This is a genomic window from Tenacibaculum maritimum NCIMB 2154 (assembly GCF_900119795.1).
Classification (GTDB): Bacteria; Bacteroidota; Bacteroidia; order Flavobacteriales; family Flavobacteriaceae; genus Polaribacter; species Polaribacter maritimus.
Genome location: NZ_LT634361.1, coordinates 2,375,763 through 2,397,279, shown reverse-complemented (window position 1 = coordinate 2,397,279; position 21,517 = coordinate 2,375,763). Strand labels below are relative to the sequence as shown.

Annotated in this window: 21 protein-coding genes; 11 read left to right on the top strand and 10 right to left on the bottom strand. The window is 31.0% G+C overall.

Annotation, left to right across the window (positions count from 1 at the left end; translation table 11 throughout):
* Nucleotides 1-2: 2 nt before the first annotated feature.
* The gene (locus MARIT_RS10660; RefSeq protein WP_100211504.1) at nt 3-866 is read right to left on the bottom strand and encodes a hypothetical protein; all 864 of its coding nucleotides are present in this window, start codon (nt 864-866) and stop codon (nt 3-5) included.
* Nucleotides 867-952: 86 nt separating this feature from the next.
* Entirely contained in the window at nt 953-1,426 is a 474-nt protein-coding gene (gene rlmH / locus MARIT_RS10655; protein ID WP_024741025.1) for a 23S rRNA (pseudouridine(1915)-N(3))-methyltransferase RlmH, read from the bottom strand.
* A gap of 60 nt (nt 1,427-1,486) precedes the next feature.
* On the opposite strand from rlmH, the gene nadC reads away from it, so the two are divergent.
* From nadC to MARIT_RS10615, 8 genes are all read left to right on the top strand, one after another.
* Nucleotides 1,487-2,347, top strand: a complete 861-nt coding sequence (gene nadC / locus MARIT_RS10650) for a carboxylating nicotinate-nucleotide diphosphorylase (RefSeq protein ID WP_024741024.1) — start codon at nt 1,487-1,489, stop codon at nt 2,345-2,347.
* Nucleotides 2,348-2,404: 57 nt separating this feature from the next.
* Entirely contained in the window at nt 2,405-4,510 is a 2,106-nt protein-coding gene (locus tag MARIT_RS10645; protein ID WP_100211503.1) for a M3 family metallopeptidase, read from the top strand.
* A 34-nt stretch (nt 4,511-4,544) separates the two neighbouring features.
* The gene (locus MARIT_RS10640; protein WP_100211502.1) at nt 4,545-5,117 is read left to right on the top strand and encodes a pentapeptide repeat-containing protein; all 573 of its coding nucleotides are present in this window, start codon (nt 4,545-4,547) and stop codon (nt 5,115-5,117) included.
* An 80-nt stretch (nt 5,118-5,197) separates the two neighbouring features.
* Complete coding sequence (locus tag MARIT_RS10635) at nt 5,198-6,136, top strand: YihY/virulence factor BrkB family protein (protein ID WP_024741021.1); 939 nt, start codon at nt 5,198-5,200, stop codon at nt 6,134-6,136.
* Nucleotides 6,137-6,253: 117 nt separating this feature from the next.
* Nucleotides 6,254-7,618: a histidine--tRNA ligase gene (hisS, locus tag MARIT_RS10630; RefSeq protein ID WP_100211501.1), complete on the top strand. Its 1,365-nt coding sequence runs from the start codon at nt 6,254-6,256 to the stop codon at nt 7,616-7,618.
* Nucleotides 7,619-7,663: 45 nt separating this feature from the next.
* Nucleotides 7,664-8,356: a GTP cyclohydrolase I FolE gene (gene folE / locus MARIT_RS10625; RefSeq protein WP_100211500.1), complete on the top strand. Its 693-nt coding sequence runs from the start codon at nt 7,664-7,666 to the stop codon at nt 8,354-8,356.
* Between the two features lie 247 nt (nt 8,357-8,603).
* Nucleotides 8,604-8,795: a cold-shock protein gene (locus tag MARIT_RS10620; protein WP_100211499.1), complete on the top strand. Its 192-nt coding sequence runs from the start codon at nt 8,604-8,606 to the stop codon at nt 8,793-8,795.
* A 128-nt stretch (nt 8,796-8,923) separates the two neighbouring features.
* Nucleotides 8,924-9,118 (top strand): YwbE family protein, encoded by a 195-nt coding sequence (locus MARIT_RS10615; protein WP_024741017.1) that lies wholly within the window; start codon nt 8,924-8,926, stop codon nt 9,116-9,118.
* Nucleotides 9,119-9,242: 124 nt separating this feature from the next.
* Here the strand turns inward: MARIT_RS10615 and MARIT_RS10610 are convergent, their stop codons facing one another.
* From MARIT_RS10610 to mtaB, 4 genes are read right to left on the bottom strand one after another with little or no spacing between them, the layout of a single operon-like run.
* Nucleotides 9,243-10,148, bottom strand: a complete 906-nt coding sequence (locus MARIT_RS10610) for a lytic transglycosylase domain-containing protein (RefSeq protein ID WP_100211498.1) — start codon at nt 10,146-10,148, stop codon at nt 9,243-9,245.
* 46 nt (nt 10,149-10,194) lie between these two features.
* Nucleotides 10,195-10,863, bottom strand: coding sequence for an alpha/beta hydrolase family protein (locus MARIT_RS10605; RefSeq protein WP_100211497.1), 669 nt, complete (start codon nt 10,861-10,863; stop codon nt 10,195-10,197).
* Nucleotides 10,856-11,581, bottom strand: a complete 726-nt coding sequence (locus tag MARIT_RS10600) for a DUF6438 domain-containing protein (protein ID WP_157926251.1) — start codon at nt 11,579-11,581, stop codon at nt 10,856-10,858. Before MARIT_RS10600 ends, MARIT_RS10605 begins: the two co-directional genes overlap by 8 nt.
* 55 nt (nt 11,582-11,636) lie before the next feature.
* Nucleotides 11,637-12,971, bottom strand: a complete 1,335-nt coding sequence (mtaB, locus tag MARIT_RS10595) for a tRNA (N(6)-L-threonylcarbamoyladenosine(37)-C(2))-methylthiotransferase MtaB (RefSeq protein ID WP_024741013.1) — start codon at nt 12,969-12,971, stop codon at nt 11,637-11,639.
* 426 nt (nt 12,972-13,397) lie between these two features.
* Between mtaB and MARIT_RS10590 the strand changes: the two genes are divergently transcribed.
* Both MARIT_RS10590 and MARIT_RS10585 read left to right on the top strand, forming a co-directional pair.
* Complete coding sequence (locus MARIT_RS10590; protein WP_100211495.1) at nt 13,398-14,141, top strand: copper resistance protein NlpE; 744 nt, start codon at nt 13,398-13,400, stop codon at nt 14,139-14,141.
* Between the two features lie 50 nt (nt 14,142-14,191).
* Nucleotides 14,192-15,835 (top strand): ABC transporter substrate-binding protein, encoded by a 1,644-nt coding sequence (locus MARIT_RS10585; protein WP_051398831.1) that lies wholly within the window; start codon nt 14,192-14,194, stop codon nt 15,833-15,835.
* Nucleotides 15,836-15,886: 51 nt separating this feature from the next.
* Here the strand turns inward: MARIT_RS10585 and metE are convergent, their stop codons facing one another.
* Nucleotides 15,887-18,190 (bottom strand): 5-methyltetrahydropteroyltriglutamate--homocysteine S-methyltransferase, encoded by a 2,304-nt coding sequence (gene metE, locus MARIT_RS10580; protein ID WP_100211494.1) that lies wholly within the window; start codon nt 18,188-18,190, stop codon nt 15,887-15,889.
* 170 nt (nt 18,191-18,360) lie between these two features.
* Here metE and MARIT_RS10575 point away from each other — a divergent pair, with 170 nt between their 5' ends.
* Nucleotides 18,361-18,822, top strand: coding sequence for an Lrp/AsnC family transcriptional regulator (locus MARIT_RS10575; protein ID WP_024741009.1), 462 nt, complete (start codon nt 18,361-18,363; stop codon nt 18,820-18,822).
* Between the two features lie 56 nt (nt 18,823-18,878).
* Here MARIT_RS10575 and MARIT_RS10570 read toward each other — a convergent pair whose 3' ends face one another.
* Genes MARIT_RS10570 through MARIT_RS10560 form a run of 3 tightly spaced genes read right to left on the bottom strand, consistent with a single transcriptional unit; the run spans nt 18,879 to nt 21,512 of the window.
* The gene (locus tag MARIT_RS10570; protein ID WP_100211493.1) at nt 18,879-19,892 is read right to left on the bottom strand and encodes an endonuclease/exonuclease/phosphatase family protein; all 1,014 of its coding nucleotides are present in this window, start codon (nt 19,890-19,892) and stop codon (nt 18,879-18,881) included.
* The gene (locus MARIT_RS10565; protein ID WP_024741007.1) at nt 19,893-20,750 is read right to left on the bottom strand and encodes a rhomboid family intramembrane serine protease; all 858 of its coding nucleotides are present in this window, start codon (nt 20,748-20,750) and stop codon (nt 19,893-19,895) included.
* A gap of 36 nt (nt 20,751-20,786) precedes the next feature.
* The gene (locus MARIT_RS10560; RefSeq protein WP_024741006.1) at nt 20,787-21,512 is read right to left on the bottom strand and encodes a rhomboid family intramembrane serine protease; all 726 of its coding nucleotides are present in this window, start codon (nt 21,510-21,512) and stop codon (nt 20,787-20,789) included.
* Between the last annotated feature and the right edge of the window lie 5 nt (nt 21,513-21,517).

Here is a 21,517-nt window from a genome sequence, read left to right as displayed (position 1 = left end):
ACTTAAGACTTTAATTTTGCTAGTTCTGCTTTTTTAGCATCAATATCGCTTTGAATTTTTTCCAAACGCTTTTTAATTTTAAGAACAATTGTTTCTTTACGAGAAATACTTTCTTTAGAAGCAGTAGGATCTTTTTTAGCTTCCTCCAATTTAGCTTCCATTTTAGCCAATCCTTCTTTAGCACTTACTAAAATTTCTTCATTAATACTAATATCATCTTCATAATCACTAATTAAAGTACTTTTTTCTTTAATGATAGATTGTTCTTCTGCTTTAATTTCATTGTGTAATTGCTTTAGTTTTTCGGCTTCTAAACGCAACGCTTCTTGTTGTTTTAAGTAAGCAATTTCTTTTGCTTTTCGCTCTTCTTCAAGCTTTTTTTGAGCAGCTTGCAGTTGTTGTTTACGCAAAGCTAGCCCTTTTTTATCATCATCAATAGTAGTCGGTAAAGCATTGCTACTATCAGTAGTTTCAACTACTTCTTTTGCTGGAGTTTCAATAGGAGCAGGATTTCGCTTATTCTTTTTGTTCAATTTTCTTTTAAAAGAAGCCAATTGCTTTTTTTGATCCTCAATTTGAACATTTAATTTACTAAGCCTGTTTTGTATATTAGCAACAATTTTTTCTTTCCTATCAATATTTTCTTTGGTAGCTTTTCTACTAGTTTTAAAATCCTCTAAATTAGCTTTTACACGTTTTAGTGTTTTAATACCACTCATTAGAATTTCTTCATTAACACTAATTTGGTTTTCTTTACTTTTTATTTTTGTTTTTAGGGATTTGATGTCATTTTGAGCGAAAGTTTGCTGAAGACTGACAAAAAACATGAAAAAAACAGGGGTTATTAAAAGTTTTAATGTTTTCATATTGATCTTAGTATTTTTTAGGGGCGACAAAAGTAGGTCTTTTTTACTATAAAATAAAATTTAAAAATAAATAAAACTTATAAGGCTTATTCATGATGGTAGGGTTCATTTTTAAGAATGGTAAAGCCCCGATAAAGTTGTTCAACAATAAAAAGACGAATCATTTGATGAGAAAATGTCATTCTAGAAAGAGAAATTTTTCCAGTAGCTTTTTTATATACAGCATCTGAAAAACCATAAGGACCTCCAATGACCAATACCAATTGCTTGATACCTGAGTTCATTTTTTTTTGAAGATATTCAGAAAACCCTATAGAAGTAAAATCTTTTCCTTTATCATCCAGTAGTACCAATTGATCTGTATTTTGAATTTTTGAAAGAATCAATTCCCCTTCCTTTTCTCGTTGTTGAGGGCTACTAAGATTTTTAGCGTTTTTAATATCAGGAATAATTTCCAATTCAAATTTAATATAATGTTTCAGGCGTTTTTGATACGTATCAATTAATTGAATTAGGTTTTTGTCATCGGTTTTACCAATAGCCAGTAGTTTAATTTTCATAAGGCAAAATTATGAATTATGAGTTACGAATTAGTACTTTTACATCAGAATACAAAAAATATGATATCAAAAGAGCAATTTAATAAAGAATTAGCGTTAATAATAGCAAATGCAATACGAGAAGATATTGGAGAAGGAGACCACACTTCATTATCTTGTATTCCTGAAACAGCAGAAGGAAAAGCAAAATTGTTAGTAAAGGATGAAGGAATTATAGCAGGTGTTGAGTTTGCTAAAATGGTTTTTGCATATGTAGATCCGACTTTAAAGGTAGAAACCTTCATACATGATGGAGAAAAAGTAGCTTATGGAGATGTTGTTTTTTATGTTTCCGGAAAATCACAGTCTATTTTACAAGCAGAACGTTTAGTGTTGAATGCCATGCAACGCATGAGTGCTATTGCAACAAAAACAAATTTCTTTGCAAACCTTTTAAAAGGTACCCAAACAAAAGTACTAGATACCCGTAAAACAACGCCTGGAATTCGAGCTCTAGAAAAATGGGCCGTAAAAATAGGAGGAGGAGAAAATCATAGGTTTGCTTTATATGATATGGTAATGATTAAGGATAATCATATTGATTTTGCGGGGGGGATAACAGCTGCAATCACCAAAACAAAAAAATATTTAGCAGCAAAAAAATTAGATATTAAAATTATTGTAGAAGCAAGAAGCTTAGAAGAAATCAAAGAAATTTTATTAAATGACGGAGTGTATAGAATTTTAATAGATAATTTTAATTATGAGGATACTAAAAAAGCAGTGGCTTTAATAGGAGATGCTTGTTTGACAGAATCTTCCGGAGGAATCAATGAAAAAACAATTCGTAAATATGCTGAATGTGGCGTAGATTTTATTTCATCAGGAGCCTTAACGCATTCTGTTCATAATTTAGACTTAAGTTTAAAAGCAGTAGAATAACATGAATATATAGTGGCTTAGCAAAACTTTTAAGAAGGATACATAATTTAGATACAGATGAAAAAAAACATAGTAGTAGCAGGAATTTTGTTGGTTGCAATAGCCTGTAATAATACCAAAGAAGTAAAAAAAGAAATGGTAGCAAATACAATAGAAAATCCGTTGTTAGTAAAAAGTAAGCTTGCTTATGGAGCACCTGATTTTTCAAAAATAAAAAATGAGCATTTTATGCCCGCGATTTTAGAGGGAATGAAATTTCAAAATGAAAAAATTACTCAAATTATAGAGAATAAAGATCAACCAACTTTTGAAAATACCATATTAGCTTTAGAAGAAAGTAGTAAAACTTTAGACAATGTACAATCGGTTTTTTCAGTAATAGCAAGTGCTCATACCAATGATACGATAAAAGCAAATCAAAAAGAATTAGCGCCAAAATTATCCAAACATTCAGATAATATTTATTTGAATACCGCTCTGTTCAAAAAAGTTAAAGAGGTTTACGAACAACTTGCAACGTTGCAATTAGACAAAGAATCGGCACATTTAGTAAAAGAATATTATAAAAAGTTTGTAAAAGCAGGAGCTAATTTAGCTGAAAACCAAAAAGAAGCATTAAAAGAAATCAATTCGCAGTTAGCTAGCTTGTCTAATGATTTTGGAAAAAAATTATTAGAAGCAAGTAAAAAAGGAGGAATTAAAGTATTGAGCAAAGAAGCTTTAAAAGGAATTTCTGAAGAAAAGATAGCCGCGTTGAAAAAAGAAGATGCTTATGAAATTCAATTGATAAATACGACGCAGCAACCCATATTGCAGTCATTAGAAAATAGAACATTACGCAAGCAACTATTTGAAAAATCTATTCATAGAACCGATACAGGAGTATATGATACTCGTGAACTTGTAAAGAAAATGGTGCTATTGAGGGCTAAGAAAGCGCAAATTTTAGGATTTGACAATTATGCAGCTTGGAGTTTACAAGGCACTATGGCAACAACACCTGAAAAGGTTTTTGAAATGTTGAAAAACTTAATACCAGGTTCTTTAAATAAAGTAGCATCAGAAGTAAAAGAAATTCAAGAAGAAATTCATAAAAATGGAAAAAACTTTAAGCTAACACCATATGATTGGAATCATTATGCCGAAAAGGTTCGAAAATCAAAGTATAATTTAAATGAAGAAGAAGTAAAACCATATTTTGAAGTAACAACAGTTTTAGAAAAAGGAGTATTTTATGCAGCAAATAAGTTGTACGGAATTACCTTTAAAAAACGTACAGATATTCCCACCTATCATCCAGATGTTATGGTATATGAGTTGTTTGAAGAAAATGGAGATCAGTTAGGATTGTTTTATGGAGATTTTTTTGCAAGAGATAGTAAACGAGGAGGTGCTTGGATGGATGCATTGGTAAAGCAATCTAAATTGCGCAAGCAAAAACCTGTGATATATAATGTATGTAACTCTTCTAAACCAGCTAAAGGAGCCCCTGCATTAATTAGTTTTGATGAAGTAGCAACCATGTTTCATGAGTTTGGACATGCCTTGCACGGATTGTTTGGAAATCAAAAATATGCTTCTATTTCAGGAACTAGCACAGCAAGAGATTTTGTAGAATTTCCTTCTCAATTTAATGAAAATTGGGCAATGCATCCAGAAGTGCTGCATAATTATGCATTGCATTATAAAACAGGAGAAGTGATTCCTGATAGCTTATTGAAAAAAATAAAAGAAGCAGGAACTTTTAATCAAGGTTACGCTATCATAGAAAACCTTTGTTCATCTAATTTAGATATGCAATGGCATACAGTTTCAGTAGCTACTAAAATAACAGATATCGATAAGTTTGAAGAAACAGCATTGCAAAAAATGAACCTAAAAATAAACGAAGTACCTCCAAGGTATCGTTCCACTTACTTTGCGCATATTTTTAGCGGAGGATATGCAGCAGGGTATTATTCGTATTTATGGACAGAAATGTTGAGTCATGATGCTTACGATTGGTTTAAAAATAATGGTTTATTAACGCGTAAAAACGGACAAAAATTTAGAGAAGAAATCCTTTCCAAAGGAAACACAATGGATTATGCTGAAATGTATAAAATTTTTGCAGGTAGAAATCCGCAAACAACTCCTATGTTAAAAGCTAGAGGATTGCAATAAGAGAACCGATAATTTTGCCCCTTATTATTTTACTATGGAAGCTTATTTTGATGATACATCATTTACAAAAATAGATTTTACCAAAACAAAAATCGAAAAAGGAACTTATGACAACTGTTCCTTTGAGTGTTGTAATTTTGAAAATATACATGCATCTAATATTCAGTTTATAACATGTGAATTTATAAATTGTAATTTTAGCAATACCATAATACATCACACAGCTTTTAAAGATGTTGCTTTTATCAATTGTAAAATGATAGGGGTGAAGTTTGATAAATGCGATCCTTTTTTATTGCAATTTAGTTTTAAAAACTGCGCGCTTAACTATGCCTCCTTTTACCAATTAAAAATACCCCATACAAAGTTTATAAACTGTAATTTACAGGCTGTAGATTTTACAGAAACTAATTTAGTAAATGCCGTTTTTGATAATACTACGTTAGAGAAAGCGGTATTTTACCAAACAAATATCGAAAAAGCGGATTTTAAAACAGCCATGAATTATAGTATTGATCCAGAAAAAAACTTTTTAAAAGGAGCCAAGTTTTCAAAAGAAGGATTGATAGGTTTGTTAGATAGATATAAAATTGTAGTAAATTTGTAGAAAAAACGTTCCTTAGAAGTCTAAAAGATGCTTTACATGATTGCGTTCATTGATAAAAGAGTATCTTGAATATAAAAAAAATGACAAAGAGAATAGAAGATAACTTAGCTAAAGTGCCAGTATTAAGCTGGTTTATGAAAATAGGGAAAAAAATAAAAATTCCAGGATTGGAAGGAATGTCTTTATACGATGTCATAGAAATGTACATTTTAGGCATTGTAAAAGGAGCATTAACAACAAGAGCTGGAGGAATTGCATACAGCTTTTTTATGGCAATTTTTCCATTTATGTTATTTGTATTAACCTTAATACCGTACATTCCAATAGCAGGATTTCAAGAAGGCTTAATTACTTTCATTTCAGAAATATTACCCCCAAAAACCTTTTCAGCAGTAGATTCAGTATTAAATGATATTATTAATAATCAATATGGAGGGTTATTATCCTTCGGATTTTTAGCGTCTATTTTTTTAATGACTAATGGCGTGAATGCTATTTTTGGAGGTTTTGAATATTCGTACCATGTCAAAGAATTTAGAAATGTTTTTAAAGCCTATTTTATATCGTTGGCGGTTTCTTTACTAATGGCATTGTTCTTAGTAGTAACTGTAGCATTGGTTATTTTTTATCAAATAGCGCTAGCAAAAATAGACGAGCACGGGTGGCTCAATACTGGCGATTTGAATTTATTTTATTGGGGAAGAGGTTTTTTGTTTTTATTAATGAACTTTACCATCGTATCCATGTTATTTAGATATGGAACAAAACAAGGAAAAGATGTAAAGTTTTTTTCGCCAGGAGCTATTCTAACAGCAGTATTGTCATTATTTACCTTTTACTTATTTGGTATTTATGTATTAAAGTTTGCTACCTATAACCAATTATATGGTTCTATAGGAACATTATTAATATTGATGCTATTTGTATGGTTAAATGCAATCATACTCTTATTAGGCTTTGAGTTAAATGCCGCTATTTATAGATTAAAGCAAAAAAATAAAAGAGTATTTTCTAGATAATATTTACATCAAAAATGTTGATATTTGCCTGCTTAAGTAGAATTTTTTCTTTAAATGGAATTGGTGTGCCATAAAAAGCATACAAGCTATTTAAAGAGATGAAACACAAACAGTATTATGAAACCAAGTATCCCAAAAGGAACAAGAGATTTTTCATCAACAGAAGTAGCAAAACGCAATTATATATTTAATACGATTCGAAGTGCTTTTGAAACTTTTGGATTTCAACCTATAGAAACACCGAGTTTTGAAAATTCCGCTACATTAATGGGAAAATATGGAGAAGAAGGTGATCGGTTAATTTTTAAAATTTTAAATTCTGGAGATTATTTAAAAAAAGTAGATGAAAGCCTTTTGAAAGCAAAGGAAAGTACAAAAATTATTTCTAAAATTTCAGAAAAAGCATTGCGTTATGACTTAACAGTGCCTTTTGCTAGGTATGTAGTACAACATCAAAATGAAATTTCTTTTCCTTTTAAGCGTTATCAAATACAACCTGTTTGGAGAGCTGATCGTCCGCAAAAAGGACGCTTTAGAGAGTTTTACCAATGTGATGCAGATGTGGTAGGTAGCAAATCATTATTGCAAGAAGTAGAGTTTGTACAATTATATGATGCCGTTTTTAGTAAGTTAGGTTTGACAGGAACGACTATCAAAATTAATAACAGAAAAATACTATCGGGTATTTCAGAAGTTATTGGAGCAAAAGACAAACTTATAGATTTTACAGTAGCTTTAGATAAGTTAGATAAAATAGGAGAAGAAGGTGTAGTAAATGAAATGTTGGCTAAGGGGATAGCCCCAGAAGCTATAGAAAAAGTAAGTCCGCTATTCCATTTTTCTGGATCTAATTGGAACAAGCTAGCTTCTTTAAAAGAAATGTTAGCAAACTCTGAAGAAGGGCTGAAAGGAGTGGCTGAATTAGAGTTTGTAATAAATTCAATTGCAACATTAGGGTTGACTTCTGCTTCTTTAGAAGTAGAGGTAACTTTAGCAAGAGGATTAAATTATTATACAGGAGCTATTTATGAAGTAGCGGCACCTAAAGAAGTAAAAATGGGATCTATTGGTGGTGGTGGACGCTATGATGATTTGACAGGAATTTTTGGGTTGAAAGATGTTAGTGGGGTTGGAATTTCTTTCGGACTGGATCGTATTTATTTAGTACTGGAAGAATTAGATTTGTTTAACGCTGTGAAATTACCAAAGCCCAAAGTATTGTTTTTGAATTTTGATTCAGAAATGAATATGCCACAGTTAAAAGCAATAAAAGAATTAAGAGCAAAGGGGATTAAAAGTGAATTATATCCTGATGTAGGAACGAGTAATAAACAACAAAAAAAACAATGGAAATATGTAACTAATAGAGAAATTGAATTTGTTGTATCTAAAATAGAAAACGAAGTTTATACACTTAAAAATATGCTAAAAGGAGAGCAAACAACTTGTTCCTTAAGCGAATTGATAAATATAGTGCAGTAAATTAATAACAATGTTGTAAATTTGTGCCTTAATAATAAGAAAGAAATGTTTGAAGTGAACAACAACAAAATGAATGACGAAAGAATAGACGAAATAGGAGAGAACCATGTGAGTACATCGGCTAAAACGCCTTTACGACCTGATGCTTTTGATATTTCTGACTCGGAAAAGATAGAAAAAATCCAAGAATCTGTAAAAGATATTTTAGAAACGCTTGGTATGGATTTAACAGATGATAGCATGAAAGGAACTCCAAGAAGAGTTGCAAAGGCTTTTGTTAATGAAATTTTTATGGGATTGAATCCTGAAAACAAGCCTAAAGCATCTACTTTTGACAATAACTATAATTATGGAGAAATGTTAGTGGAGAAAAATATTGTAGTTTACTCCACGTGTGAACACCATTTATTACCTATTGTAGGAAGAGCTCACGTAGCTTATATTTCTAATGGAAAAGTAATAGGATTGTCAAAAATGAATAGAATTGTAGAGTACTTTTCTAAAAGACCTCAGGTGCAAGAACGATTAACCATGCAAGTAGTACAAGCTATGCAAGAAGCATTAGGTACAGAAGATGTTGCTTGTGTTATAGACGCAAAGCATTTATGTGTTAATTCAAGAGGAATCAAAGATATTGAAAGTAGTACGGTAACTGCTGAATTTGGAGGTAAATTTAAAGACAAGGAAACTAAAAGAGAGTTTTTAGATTACTTAAAAATGAATACAGAATTCAATTAATAAAAAAATATTTTCTGAAAAGCTTGAAAAACGTCTATTTGCAATTGTAAATAGACGTTTTTAGTATAAACTTGTTTGTTTTCTTTTTATTTATTAGAAATAAGAAAACTTTTGTTTCTGTTTAAAGGAACCATAAACATATATATAAAAGAAAGCTAATAAATTACGGAATACTAAGAAAAAATAGGTTACCTTCGCAGCAATAAACGTTGTTAATAATTAAATTGGCAGCACATAATTTTTTATAATGAATAAAGGTACAGTAAAATTCTTCAATGAATCAAAAGGATTCGGATTTATAACAGAAGAAGGAACAAACAAAGAACATTTTGTACACGTGTCAGGTTTAGTAGATGAGGTTCGTGAGAACGATGCAGTTGAATTTGATTTACAAGAAGGAAAAAAAGGATTAAACGCGGTAAACGTAAGAGTATTATAATATAATATTACTATTTAATTTTTTAATGAGAAAAGCCTATCAAATTTTGATGGGCTTTCTTATTTTTTATAACTTAGGTTAGTGAATTTTTTTTCCTTGTAGCCTAATACCAAGCAAAAGAGTATAAAATGAGTGACGGAAAATATAGAAAAAATATAAAAATAGGAAAAGAGGTTCAAATAGTTCAAAAGCAGCATCAAAGAACAGGGGAGCTCACGAGGGGAGTTGTGGGTAAAATTTTAACAAAATCACCCAGTCATCCACATGGTATAAAGGTACAGTTAGAATCAGGTATAGTAGGCCGAGTTATACGGACTGTATAATGTCATTTATTCGTTGAAATAACTAAAATAAAGGATGCGTTTCAATGCTTATGGTTGGAATAAAAAAGATAGGTTTACTTTCTTTTAAGGTAACTTGAAATTTTAATAGGTAAAAAAAATCCTATTATATAATAGGAATTTTAATTTGATATACTTTTCTCGATTTATTATTTAACTTGGTTTCTCGTAACCAGGGGTTCACTAATTTTAATTGCTTATATGTAACGCCAAACTTATTAGCAAAAGAAGCAATATCTGTAATAGCAGTATCAATTTTAACCGTATAGGTTTTAGTAGGACGATACAAGTCTTCTTGATCGTAAACAAAGCCATATTTTTCAGGGTTGGTTAAAATTTCTTTTAAAGCCAGTATTCTAAAAACATAGCGAGAAGTTTCGTCATTTAATAATAAATCATAATAATCATTAACCTTTTGTTCTTTTAAACGTTGAGAAATACGCCCACTACCTGCATTATATGCCGCTGCTGCCAATGTCCAAGAACCAAATTTTTCTTTTGCTCTTTTTAAATATGCCGCAGCTACTTTGGTAGCTTTTTCTAAATGGTAGCGTTCGTCAACATTTTTATTAACTTCCAAACCGTACTCTCTTCCTGTTTGCTTTAAAAAATGCCAGAAGCCAGCGGCACCAGCAGGAGATCTGTTGTTTTGTAAACCACTTTCTGCTACGCATAAATACTTGAAATCATCTGGCAATCCATACTTTGCTAATAAAGGTTCAATAATAGGAAAATATTTATAAGAGCGTTTTATCATTAGCAATCCATTTGATTGCCAATAGGTATTTACGAGTAATTCCCGATCTATACGTTCCTTAATATTTGCTCGCTCTATAGGAACTCTTTCACTAGCTAATTCTAAATAAGTAGGTATTTTAACGGCTCTTATTTCATATTTATCGCTAACATTTTTTATAAGTTGAATGTTGGAAATACCCATAGCATTCGTAAATAAAAAAGCAATTGCTAAAAAAGAGACTAATGATAAAAGGCGTGCAAGTGTTTTGCTCATAACAGAAAAAAATTAGAGTTACTAAAAATAAAAAAAGGAAGTTTGATTAACAAGTTAAAGCCTCTTGAATAATTTTAGAAATGTTTTTGGCTTTTATTAAAATCATAGCATGGGTTCCTTTTTCTATTTCTATAGCATTATTAATATATTTTAAAGGGAAAACATGATCGTTTGTTCCGTGAATATGTATGATGTTGGGCAAGGATTCTTTCTGATTCCAATGTAGCACATTGTAAATAGACCAATGTAAATAAAGAGGATCTCTAACAGAAAGGTAAATTTTATACATTTCAGCTCTCTTTTTTAAAAAACCACCCAAAAAATATTTTTCATAATCTTCTATATGTGCTACTATTTTAGTGGGGAATAATTTATAAGCTCCTGTAGATTTTATAAGTTTTAATTGTTTAGGGAATTCTTGATTATTCTTTATGCTAGAAATAATAATGACTTTTTGAGTTTTTATAAGTTTACTCATTTCTTGCACTAAAATTCCTCCAAAAGAAACTCCTATCAAAATAGGGTTTTCATGTTGAATAAGCGCGCACATGCGTAGCGCATAATCACTGAGAGTTTCTTCTATATGTAACGGAATGAGCCATTCTAAATAATACATTTCAAATGTATCTTTAGGTAAAGAAATAAATTCAAAAATTTTTGAATTGGCTGCTAAACCAGGAACGCAATAAACTGGAATTTTATTGGAGTTATTCATACATTTTTTTATCTAATGCGATCATTTCTAAATATTCATAAATAGCTACTAAATCATCAGGAACCTCGTTCCATAAACGAACTTGAATTTGTTTTCCTCCATGTGAAATAAGGGTAGTTGATAAATCAGCAATACGAGGATTGTCATAACTATCTTGGTAACTAGTAAACGGTTTTTGAGTAATTTTCTTAGTAAGTTCTTTAAGCTGTTTTGTTGTTAATTGAAATGTTTTCTCTCCTTTTATAGCTACATTTTCAAGACCATTATAAACCGCTTTTCCATCGTTATAAATAGTTAGGTTGTAAGTAGGGCATTTTCCATAGCAAGGTAACTTTTGAAGGCTGATTAGCGTGTTTTTAGCTTTTTCGATAATATTTTTAGCGAGCATTGGAGCATTGGATTCAACACTTAAAAAAGTATTTGACTGTATCAAGCGCGTTATCCAAAAGTCATGTTTTTCTACTGGTACTTTAATCAACACAATTGCTAAATCTTCTTGATCAGAAAGAAGTGAATCCCAAATTAAACCACTATTGGTAATTAATTGTTTGGCTTCATCCATTTTCTTAGGATTTTTTACAACGGCAATGAGCTCACCTCTGATAATTTTTGTTGTAGTGATATTATTATTCATATTACGCTCTTCTGTTGTAGTTTTCTTAGAGGAAACACAACTGAAAGAAATGATAAGAAGGGTTAAAAAAGTAATGTGTTTCATAAGATTATTGTTTAAAAAAGGGGTAAGTAATATGTTTTTCAAATTATATGCCAAATTAAGCAATTGCCGTGTTTTTTACAAAATTAAAGCGAACAATACCGTCTTCATCAATTTTAGTTAAGGTTACCGTATGCAATGTATTTATAAGCGCAGGATTCCAAGGCGTTTTTACTTTTACATAATTTTCTGTAAAACCATGGATATATCCTTCTTTGTTTTCGCTTTCAAATAGCACAGTTAAAGTATTACCTAGTTGACTTTCATAAAAAGCTCTTCTCTTTTTTACCGAAAGACCTCGTAGCATTTTACTGCGTTTTGCTCTAACCTTTTTAGGAACAACCCCTTCCATTTCAATAGCTTCTGTATTAGGTCTTTCAGAGTATGTGAAAACATGTAAATAAGAAATATCCATTTCACTTAAGTAGTTATAAGTTTCTAAGAATAGCTCATCTGTTTCACCAGGAAAGCCAACAATAACATCTACACCAATACAAGCATCAGACATTACTTCTTTGATTTTATGAACCCTATTTGTATATACTTTACGTAAATAACGACGTTTCATTTTTTTTAATAAAGTATCGCTTCCAGACTGTAAAGGGATATGGAAGTGAGGAACAAAAGCAGTTGATTTGGAAACAAAATCAATAGTTTCATCTTTTAATAAGTTCGGTTCTATGGATGAAATGCGTAATCGGTGGATGCCATCAATTTTATCAAGTTCTTTTACAAGCTCTAAAAATGTATGCTCATGTTTTTTATTTCCAAATTCCCCTTTACCGTAATCACCAATATTAACTCCTGTTAAAACAATTTCTTTAATTCCTTTGGTAGAAATTTCTTTGGCATTTTTCAATACATTGCTCAATGTATCACTTCTAGAAATGCCGCGGGCTAATGGTATGGTACAATAAGTGCATTTATAATCACATCCATCTTGCACTTTTAAAAAAGCACGAGTTCTATCGCCAATAGAATAAGAACCTACATAAAAATCAGCTTCTTCAATTTCACAAGAATGTACCTCACCAATATCATTTTTGGTTAAATCATTGATATAACTTGTGACATTAAATTTTTCAGTAGCTCCTAATACCAAGTCAACACCGTCAACAGCCGCTAATTCTTCTGGTTTTAATTGCGCATAGCAACCTACTCCAATTACAAAAGCATCATCATTCTTTTGTAAAGCTGACTTTACAATAGATTTAAATCGTTTATCAGCATTGTCCGTTACTGAGCAGGTATTAATTACATATACATCAGCTTTTTCTTCAAACGCAACACGCTCAAATCCTTCATTTACAAAGTTTCTTGCAATGGTAGAGGTTTCTGAGAAGTTTAACTTGCAACCTAATGTGTAAAAAGCTACTTTTTTATCTGTATTCATTCTAAAATTACATTATTGAAAAAGAGGAGAATTAATTAAAAAACTTCCAAAAATTCAGTATGTTCGTACATCATATTTATTTCAAACCCTTTTAAATTAGTTTGAATTGGCAAATTTACAATATTCTAAATAATGAACTCGTTTAAACCTTTCCATTTTGCCAAAAAAAGCTGTTTTTCAGTGCTGTTTTTATCCTTTTTTCATCCAAAGTAATTACCATACGCTTCAAAAAAGATAGGGTAAAAGTGAAATTTCTAAGGTTTTGGTTTTGTTTAGTAAATTAGGAAGGATACTAATTAAAAAAATGAATTTATAGAAAATGAGTACGAACAAATTAAGCATATTGTTTTATAGGTGGCTTTTGAATAAAATTAGCGAACTTTGGCAAAAAGAAATAACAAGTTATCATCGTTTAATTTTAGAGTAATGAAAAACATATATATTTTAATACTAATAGCTTTTGCTTTATCAAGTTGTAAAAATAAAAAGGAGGAGAATAATGCAAAAGAGTACAAAAAACCAGCAATAGAAGCAGTAGAGGAGCATACAGCTGAACTTGCATTGGATTGGAATGGGGTTTATAAGGGATTATTGCCTTGTGCGAGCTGCCCTGGAATTCTTAGTACAGTAAAACTTAAAACCGATAAAACATATGTAAAATCAGATTTTTACGTAGGGTCAGAGCAAGGGTATTTTAATGATGAAGGCACTTTTTATTTTACAAAAGATGGGGGGCGTATTATTTTAAATTCTAAAAAAGATACTCTTATGTATCAAGTTGGAGAAAGTAGGTTGTTCCTTTTGAATAAAAAAGGAAAAAAGGACACTTCAAGCCTAGCAAATAGGTATGAATTAATGAAAATGTCTGATAAAGAGGTTCTCTTCTCAAAAACTCCTATCAAAGGATACCTTACGATTGGTGAGGAAGTAGCTGTTTTTGAACCTTTAGGATCATCAAAAGTATATTGGGTAAATGATTTGAAAGAAGGAAGCTTAACAAAATTATATCAAGAAAAAACAAAGAATGAAAAAGCGCCATATGTTCCAGTAATGGCAACGTTAGTGGCCCGAAAAAGTAAAATTTTGCGACAAGGGCTTCATAAAAAGCACGACGATGTGATAGATGTTCTTGAAATAAAATCGGTAAAATTACTTACAGAAAAAGAGTAAAGGTGAGGTTGTTCGTTTCTTTTATTAAGTTATCTAGATGGATTGTTTTTATGTTTTTTTTAAAAAATAGAAAAGATAGTGGAGTGCTATTTATCAAGTTGTTATTATTGAGTTTTTTCTTTTTTTCTTGTATAACAAAGAAGCCAGAACGCAATGAAAATATGGTTTTTCGGTATAATGAGCATGCTAATATAACCTCTTTAGATCCTGCTTTTGCAAAAGATCAACGTAATATTTGGGCGGTAAATCAATTATTTAATGGATTGGTGCAATTAGATGATAGTTTGCATATACAACCGGATATAGCTAAAAGTTGGACAATTTCTGAAAATGGGAAGCATTATTCTTTTACATTAAAAAAAGGAATACAGTTTCATAAGCATGTGTTATTTGGAAAAGATTCAACAAGATTGGTAAAAGCAGAAGACTTTGACTATTCATTTAAAAGGTTACTAGATAAAAAGGTAGCTTCTCCTGGAGGTTGGGTATTGCAGAATGTAAGTAGTTTTAAAGCAGAAAATGATTCCGTTTTTTCGATCCAATTAAAGCAGCCTTTTCCGCCATTTTTAGGGTTGTTAGCAATGAAGTATTGCTCCGTGGTTCCTAAGGAAGCAATTAGCTATTTTGGAGATCAATTTCGTGCAAATCCTATTGGAACAGGACCGTTTCAATTTAAATTATGGGTAGAGAATACCAAATTGGTATTGCGTAAAAATTTAGAATACCATGAAAAGGATTCTCAAGGAAATAAGTTGCCTTATATGGAAGCGATTGCAATTAGTTTCTTGCCAGATAAACAAAGTGAGTTTTTACAATTTATTCAAGGAAATATAGACTTTATGAAAAGCTTAGACGCTTCTTATAAAGATGATATTTTAAATACGGATGGAAGTTTGAAAAGTAAATACAAAGCTTTGGTAAATATGCAAACAGGGGCGTATTTGAATACGGAATATTTGGGGATTTATTTAGAGGGAGACAAAACGGTACCAACGCAGTCAAAACTAATCAGGCAAGCTATTAATTATGGTTTTGATCGTAAAAAAATGGTTAAATTTTTACGAAATGGTATCGGAACTCCAGCAATAAACGGATTCATTCCTCAAGGGCTTCCTTCTTTTAATCATCAAAAGGGGTACACTTACCAACCTCAAAAAGCAAAAGAGCTTGTTAAAAGGTATAGGCAACAAACAGGAGATTCAAATCCTAAAATAGTAATAACAACCAATAGTAGTTATTTGGATATTTGTGAATATATGCAACGAGAGCTGCAAAAAATAGGATTAGAGGTGAAGGTAGATGTTATTCCGCCTTCTACATTACGTCAAGGAAAAGCAAATGGAAAACTTCCTGTTTTTAGAGCGAGTTGGATAGCAGATTATCCTGATGCAGAGAATTATGTGTCTTTGTTTTATAGCAAAAATTTTACTCCTAATGGACCTAATTATACCCATTTTAAGCATACAATGTATGACGCGTTATACGAAAAGTCAATCAAGGAAGTAAACGAAGAAAAGCGCTACCGTTTATACCAACAAATGGATAGTATTCTTATACAAGAAGCTCCCGTAATTCCTTTATACTACGATGAAGTGATCCGATTTACGCGTAAAAATGTAGAAGGGGTAGGAATAAATCCAATTGATTTACTAAATCTAAAACGGGTTAAAAAGAATAACTCTTTAGAAAACTGATTTTGAGTTCAGAATGCTAAAGAGTTGTTTTTTGTATGATGCAGATAATAACTATTTTGCCGTGCAAGTAATGGTATTTCTTAATTTTTTAGAAACCTTAACCAATTCCTTTAGAGCAAGCTCCGTTTCCGTCCAACTCCTTGTTTTTAACCCGCAGTCAGGATTTACCCAAACGTTTTCATGAGGTAAAACTTCTAATGCTTTATGTAATAATGTTTCAATTTCTGTTGAACAAGGAACCCTAGGGGAATGAATGTCATAAACTCCTGGTCCAATTTCATTTGGGTATTTGAATTTTACAAAAGCATCTAGTAGCTCCATATGAGATCGAGAGGTTTCAATAGTAATTACATCAGCATCCATATTGGCAATATGCTCAATAATATCATTAAATTCAGAGTAGCACATATGCGTATGTATTTGAGTGCTATCTTGAACTCCTGATGCAGCTATTTTAAAACATTCAATAGCCCATTTTAAATAAGTATTCCAATCAGCTTTTTTAAGAGGAAGCCCTTCTCTTATAGCAGGTTCATCTATTTGTATAACCTTAATTCCAGCTTTTTCCAAATCAATCACTTCATCTCTTATGGCTAAGGCTATCTGTTTGCAAGTGGTATGCAAGGATTGATCATTTCTAACAAAAGACCATTGTAAAATAGTAACAGGCCCTGTAAGCATTCCCTTCACTGGTTTTTTAGTAAGTGATTGCGCAAATTCGGTCCATTTTACAGTCATGGGTTTTGAACGAGAAACATCTCCAAAAATAATAGGAGGTTTTACACAGCGAGAGCCATAGCTTTGTACCCACCCGAAGTTTGTAAAAGTAAAACCGTTTAGTTGTTCACCAAAATATTCAACCATATCGTTTCTTTCGAATTCTCCATGGACTAAGACATCAAGGTCAATTTTTTCTTGAAAAGAAATAGCCTTTTTTATCTCGTTTTTTAACAAAGTTTCATATTTCTCTTTAGAAAGTAATTGCTTTCTATATTCAGCTCTCCATTTTCTAACACTTTTTGTTTGCGGAAAAGACCCTATTGTAGTAGTAGGAAATAGAGGAAGTTTTAAAGATGCTCGTTGTAATTTTTTTCGTGAAGGAAAACTGCTTTTTCTTTCGATATAAAAAGGTGCTTTTATTCGCTCTTTTACCTCAAGGTTATGGATTTTTGTAGAGTTTTTTTTCTCAATATGAGCTTGTTTGTTTTCCTCTAAAAGAGCGGTATCATTGTTGAGTACAATTTTCTTTAAGTTTGAAAGTTCTACAATTTTTTGCTTGGCAAAGGCCAACCATTTCATAATGTCAGTAGAAATATGATTATTTTCGCGCTCTAAGTCAAGATCGTAGGGAGAATGTAATAAAGAACAAGAAGTTGAAATCCATATATTCTCAAGAGGAAGTTGTTTTTTTGCAGTTTCAATAAAAGATAAAGAATCCTCAAAATTATTCTTCCATACATTTCTACCATCAATAAGACCAAGAGAAAAAATAACCTTATTTGATAGCGGTTTTTTCTTAAGAATATCTTCTAATAAAGAAGGAGCCTCTATTAAATCAAGATGGATGATACTTACAGGAAGATTTAAAACAGCTTCTAAATTTTCACCATAGTGATTAAAATAGCTAGCAAGAGCAATTTTTAAACTAGGAAATGCTTGTGCTATTGTTGTATATATTTTTTTTAGAGCTTGTCTTTCTTCAGTGGTTATTGATAGTGCTAAACAAGGCTCGTCAAATTGTATAATACTAGCTCCTTCTTTGGTAAGTTCATTGATGACTGATAGGTAAGTACTTAAAAGATTGTCTAATAATGAAATTTTATCAAAATTTGCTTCTTTGGATTTACCTAAATGAAGAAAGGTTAATGGACCAATTAAAGTAGGTTTGGTTTCAATACCGAGCTCCTTAGCCTCTTTATATGCTGAGATGACTTTTTTAGAAAAAAAGTTAAATGTCTGATTCTTTTTAAACTCAGGAACAATATAATGGTAATTTGTATTAAACCATTTGGTAATTTCCATAGCAATTACGTCTTCTTCTTTACTTTGGTATCCGCGTGCCATAGCAAAGTATAAATCAAGCTCGCTTTTATTTTTCTTGATTCCTTCAAATCGATCGGGAATACATCCAAGCATTAAACAAGTATCAAGCATTTGATCGTATAAAGAGAAATCATTAGAAGGAATAAAATCAATGCCATTCTTTTGTTGTAAGAGCCAGTTTTCTTTTCTTATTTGTTTGGCGGTAGCAAGAAGGGCTTCAGTAGTTGTTTGCCCTTTCCAGTAAGATTCTAATGCCTTTTTTAGCTCTCTTTTTTTTCCAATTCGCGGAAATCCTAGAATATAAGTTTTCATGATAGATTTTTTAAGTTATATTTTTGGTACAAATCTATGATGTATAGATCTAAATCCCTTTAAAAGGTTTTATTTCGGTTTTTTTACTTTTTTTTAGTGATTTTTTTTAGTGATTTTTACTTTTTAAAATAAAAATTAGAACAATGACAGAAAAATATCCTGCACCTTTAATAGACGATCTTGACGAGGTAGATAAAAAAATACTTAGAATTCTTCAGCACAATTCTAATATTACTACCAAACACCTTGCTGCAAAAGTGAATTTATCATCTTCTCCAGTTTTTGAAAGAGTAAAGAAGTTAGAGCAATTGGGAGTTATAAAAAAGTATATAGCCGTTTTAGATGCAGAGAAATTAGACAAAGGATTAATTGTTTTTTGTAGCGTTACTTTAAAAGAGCATACAAAACATATAGGAAATAAATTTGTAAAAGACATTCAATTACTACCAGAAATAACAGAATGCTATAACATTTCAGGAGATTATGATTTTTTATTGAAGGTAAGGGTAAAGAATATGAGAGATTATCAAGAGTTTGTTTTAAATAGACTTGGTATTATAGCCAATATAGGAAGTGCCCATAGTACTTTTGTTATTGGAGAAATAAAGAACACTCATTCAGTTCATTTTTAATATTTTATTACTTATAAAGAAAGGATGCCATTGCAAATACACTTATAATATACGTATTACTTCCAATTTAAACGAGCTAAAATAGGGAAGTGATCAGAGTATTTTACAGGATATATTTTAAAGTGATTTACTGTTATAGAAGTATCTGTTAAAATAAAATCAATACGCATAGGAAATGGATAGTTAAATGATTTTCCAAGGCCATTTCCAGCTTCTGTAAAAGCATCTTTTTTATTGGCGGCTATTTGTTTATATACCCAAGAATAGGCGGTATTATTAAAATCGCCACAAATAATTTTTTTTCCTTTAAACTGCTTTTGATGCGAAAGAAACTGGGCTGTCTGATCTGCTTGTTTTAAAAAACCAGCTTCAAGTCGTTTGAATAATTTTTCTGAATTTTTTTCTCCAAAATGCTGTTTATTAGGATTAATTTTTAACGATTCCAGATGAAGATTGTAAACTCTAATAGTGTCCTTCCCTTTTAAGAGATCAACAAAAATGGCGTTATTAGCACTTTTTTTAAAATTTAAAGACCCCGAGTTGATGATTTTATATTTAGAATAGATTGCCAGTCCAAATTTATTAGTTTTAGACTTTGTTTTGATGTATTTGTAAGGGTATTTGAAACTAATTTTACGAGATAAATAGAATTCTTGTATAGTTAAGATATCAGGCTCCTTTTCAGTAATAAAATCGAATGTTTTTTGAGCAATTGTGGGATCTTCGCTCCATTTATAATGATTGAACATTCGCACATTATAACTCATAACTTTCACATCGTCATTGAGTAAGATTTCTTTGTTAGAAAATTTATAAAAAGGAGGGCAAAAAGACCACCCAATGGCTAATATTAACCCCGAGAGTATAAATTGTTTTTTGAATTTAAGCAACCAATAAATGCAAAAAATAAGGTTTATAATAATAAGAACCGGAACTAGTAAGCTAAATACAGCAAAAGCAGGGATTGTTTTTGGAGAAACAAATGGCAATAGATAAGAAAATAGTAGTGTGGCTGCTATGATCGAATTTATAAAGAATAAGAGTTTATTAACTAATGATAGTTTTTTCATTTAATTTTTGCCTTGACGAAATAAAAAGTCCTTTTCAGCTTTAGTCAGCGTATCATAGCCAGACTTACTAATTTTATCTAAAATAGCATCTATTTGTTGTTGATTTTCATTTTTAGTAGTTGCTTTTTTAGTAGCTGTCTTTGATTTATAAACGGTTTTTAAAGGCTTTTCTTTCTTTTGAAAGAAATTTTTTAAAGGAGAAAAAATATCAATAGAAGTGTTGCTAGCTTGGCTGACATATAAAAAGCCAAAGCATGCCCCGCCAATATGAGCTAAATGCCCGCCAGCATTTCCCATCGGTATTTGAATAATATCTAAAGCGATCCAAATAGCAGCTAGTTTCCACAAATGAACATAGCCTATAAAGCGTATTTTTAATTGATAATTAGGTATGTAGGTTGCAATTCCAATAAAAATAGCTGAAATCCCAGCTGATGCACCTAGTAAAACACTAGTACTATTATTTTTTAGTAAAGCAGGAAAATAATTATAACTCAATAAAAATATAAGTCCGCCGAATACTGTTCCAAATACATAAAAATTAATCAGCTGCTTAGGTGTGAAATACTCTAAAAATAAATTTCCAATATAGAATAAGGCTATTAAATTAAATAAGATATGAATAAAATCAACGTGTAAAAATCCATAAGATATAAGTGTCCAAGGTTTGGTTAAAAAGCCATTAAAACTAGCTGGTAATGAAAGCCATTTTACAAGAAAATTTTGCTTCAACTCAAATAGAAAGCCAAACGTATTTGATAAAAAGACCAATAAGAAAATAACAATATTTATATAGATTAATTTTTCTACGATATTGGCATTTTTAAAACGATATTGAATGTTTTGAAAGAAGGTCATCTTAAAATATTACTAAGGAATTAAATAGCTAGGATTTTATAGCATTCTAAATTGATTTTTTTTCCAATACCAAGCAATTATAAATCCAATAATAGCTCCCCCAATATGTGCGAAATGAGCTACATTACCAATAGAATACTTGGTGACACCAAAAAATAAATCTCCTAAAATCATTAAGGGGATAAAATATTTTGCTGCAATTGGAATTGGTAGAAAAATCAATGCTAATTTAGCATTAGGGAATGCCATTCCAAAGGCAACGAGTACCCCATAAACAGCTCCAGAGGCACCAACGGCAGGGGTATGGTATAAGCTGTAAAATTCGCTCATTTTTTCTCTAGGAAGTGAGATGATTTGGTCATTATAACGGCCAGAGTCTAGTATGTTTTGAATGTCGCTAGCAGAAAGGTTGAATCCTACAAGCTGTTCATAGATTGTATGAAACTGGTAGTAATTTACAGCAGAATAAATGAGTCCGGCGCCAATGCCTGCCGAAAAGTAAAAAAACAAGAATTTATTGCGTCCCCACATATGTTCTAAGGGAGTTCCAAAAGCCCAAAGAGCATACATATTAAATAAAATATGAGCAAAACTACCATGCATAAACATATGCGTAATATATTGCCAAATTCCAAAATGATTATTTTTAGGAAAATGCAAAGCAAAAATATTGGTCAAATCCATATTTAGTAGCTGAGGAGCTATAAATAAAATGGCGTTGATAATAATTAAATGTTTTATGGCTTCAGTTAACTTAGGCATCGGTT

Excerpts from the sequence above, each read along its gene's own strand:
- MARIT_RS10645 (WP_100211503.1), top strand. The coding sequence starts at position 2,405 with ATGAAAAAAAACATAGTAGTAGCAGGAATTTTGTTGGTTGCAATAGCC.
- rlmH (WP_024741025.1), bottom strand. The coding sequence starts at position 1,426 with ATGAAAATTAAACTACTGGCTATTGGTAAAACCGATGACAAAAACCTA.
- mtaB (WP_024741013.1), bottom strand. The coding sequence starts at position 12,971 with ATGAATACAGATAAAAAAGTAGCTTTTTACACATTAGGTTGCAAGTTA.
- metE (WP_100211494.1), bottom strand. The coding sequence starts at position 18,190 with ATGAAAACTTATATTCTAGGATTTCCGCGAATTGGAAAAAAAAGAGAG.
- MARIT_RS10605 (WP_100211497.1), bottom strand. The coding sequence starts at position 10,863 with ATGAATAACTCCAATAAAATTCCAGTTTATTGCGTTCCTGGTTTAGCA.
- MARIT_RS10600 (WP_157926251.1), bottom strand. The coding sequence starts at position 11,581 with ATGAAACACATTACTTTTTTAACCCTTCTTATCATTTCTTTCAGTTGT.
- MARIT_RS10570 (WP_100211493.1), bottom strand. The coding sequence starts at position 19,892 with ATGAAAAAACTATCATTAGTTAATAAACTCTTATTCTTTATAAATTCG.
- MARIT_RS10640 (WP_100211502.1), top strand. The coding sequence starts at position 4,545 with ATGGAAGCTTATTTTGATGATACATCATTTACAAAAATAGATTTTACC.
- MARIT_RS10610 (WP_100211498.1), bottom strand. The coding sequence starts at position 10,148 with ATGAGCAAAACACTTGCACGCCTTTTATCATTAGTCTCTTTTTTAGCA.
- nadC (WP_024741024.1), top strand. The coding sequence starts at position 1,487 with ATGATATCAAAAGAGCAATTTAATAAAGAATTAGCGTTAATAATAGCA.
- MARIT_RS10585 (WP_051398831.1), top strand. The coding sequence starts at position 14,192 with ATGTTTTTTTTAAAAAATAGAAAAGATAGTGGAGTGCTATTTATCAAG.
- MARIT_RS10590 (WP_100211495.1), top strand. The coding sequence starts at position 13,398 with ATGAAAAACATATATATTTTAATACTAATAGCTTTTGCTTTATCAAGT.
- MARIT_RS10565 (WP_024741007.1), bottom strand. The coding sequence starts at position 20,750 with ATGACCTTCTTTCAAAACATTCAATATCGTTTTAAAAATGCCAATATC.
- folE (WP_100211500.1), top strand. The coding sequence starts at position 7,664 with ATGTTTGAAGTGAACAACAACAAAATGAATGACGAAAGAATAGACGAA.
- MARIT_RS10660 (WP_100211504.1), bottom strand. The coding sequence starts at position 866 with ATGAAAACATTAAAACTTTTAATAACCCCTGTTTTTTTCATGTTTTTT.
- MARIT_RS10635 (WP_024741021.1), top strand. The coding sequence starts at position 5,198 with ATGACAAAGAGAATAGAAGATAACTTAGCTAAAGTGCCAGTATTAAGC.
- MARIT_RS10615 (WP_024741017.1), top strand. The coding sequence starts at position 8,924 with ATGAGTGACGGAAAATATAGAAAAAATATAAAAATAGGAAAAGAGGTT.
- MARIT_RS10560 (WP_024741006.1), bottom strand. The coding sequence starts at position 21,512 with ATGCCTAAGTTAACTGAAGCCATAAAACATTTAATTATTATCAACGCC.
- MARIT_RS10620 (WP_100211499.1), top strand. The coding sequence starts at position 8,604 with ATGAATAAAGGTACAGTAAAATTCTTCAATGAATCAAAAGGATTCGGA.
- hisS (WP_100211501.1), top strand. The coding sequence starts at position 6,254 with ATGAAACCAAGTATCCCAAAAGGAACAAGAGATTTTTCATCAACAGAA.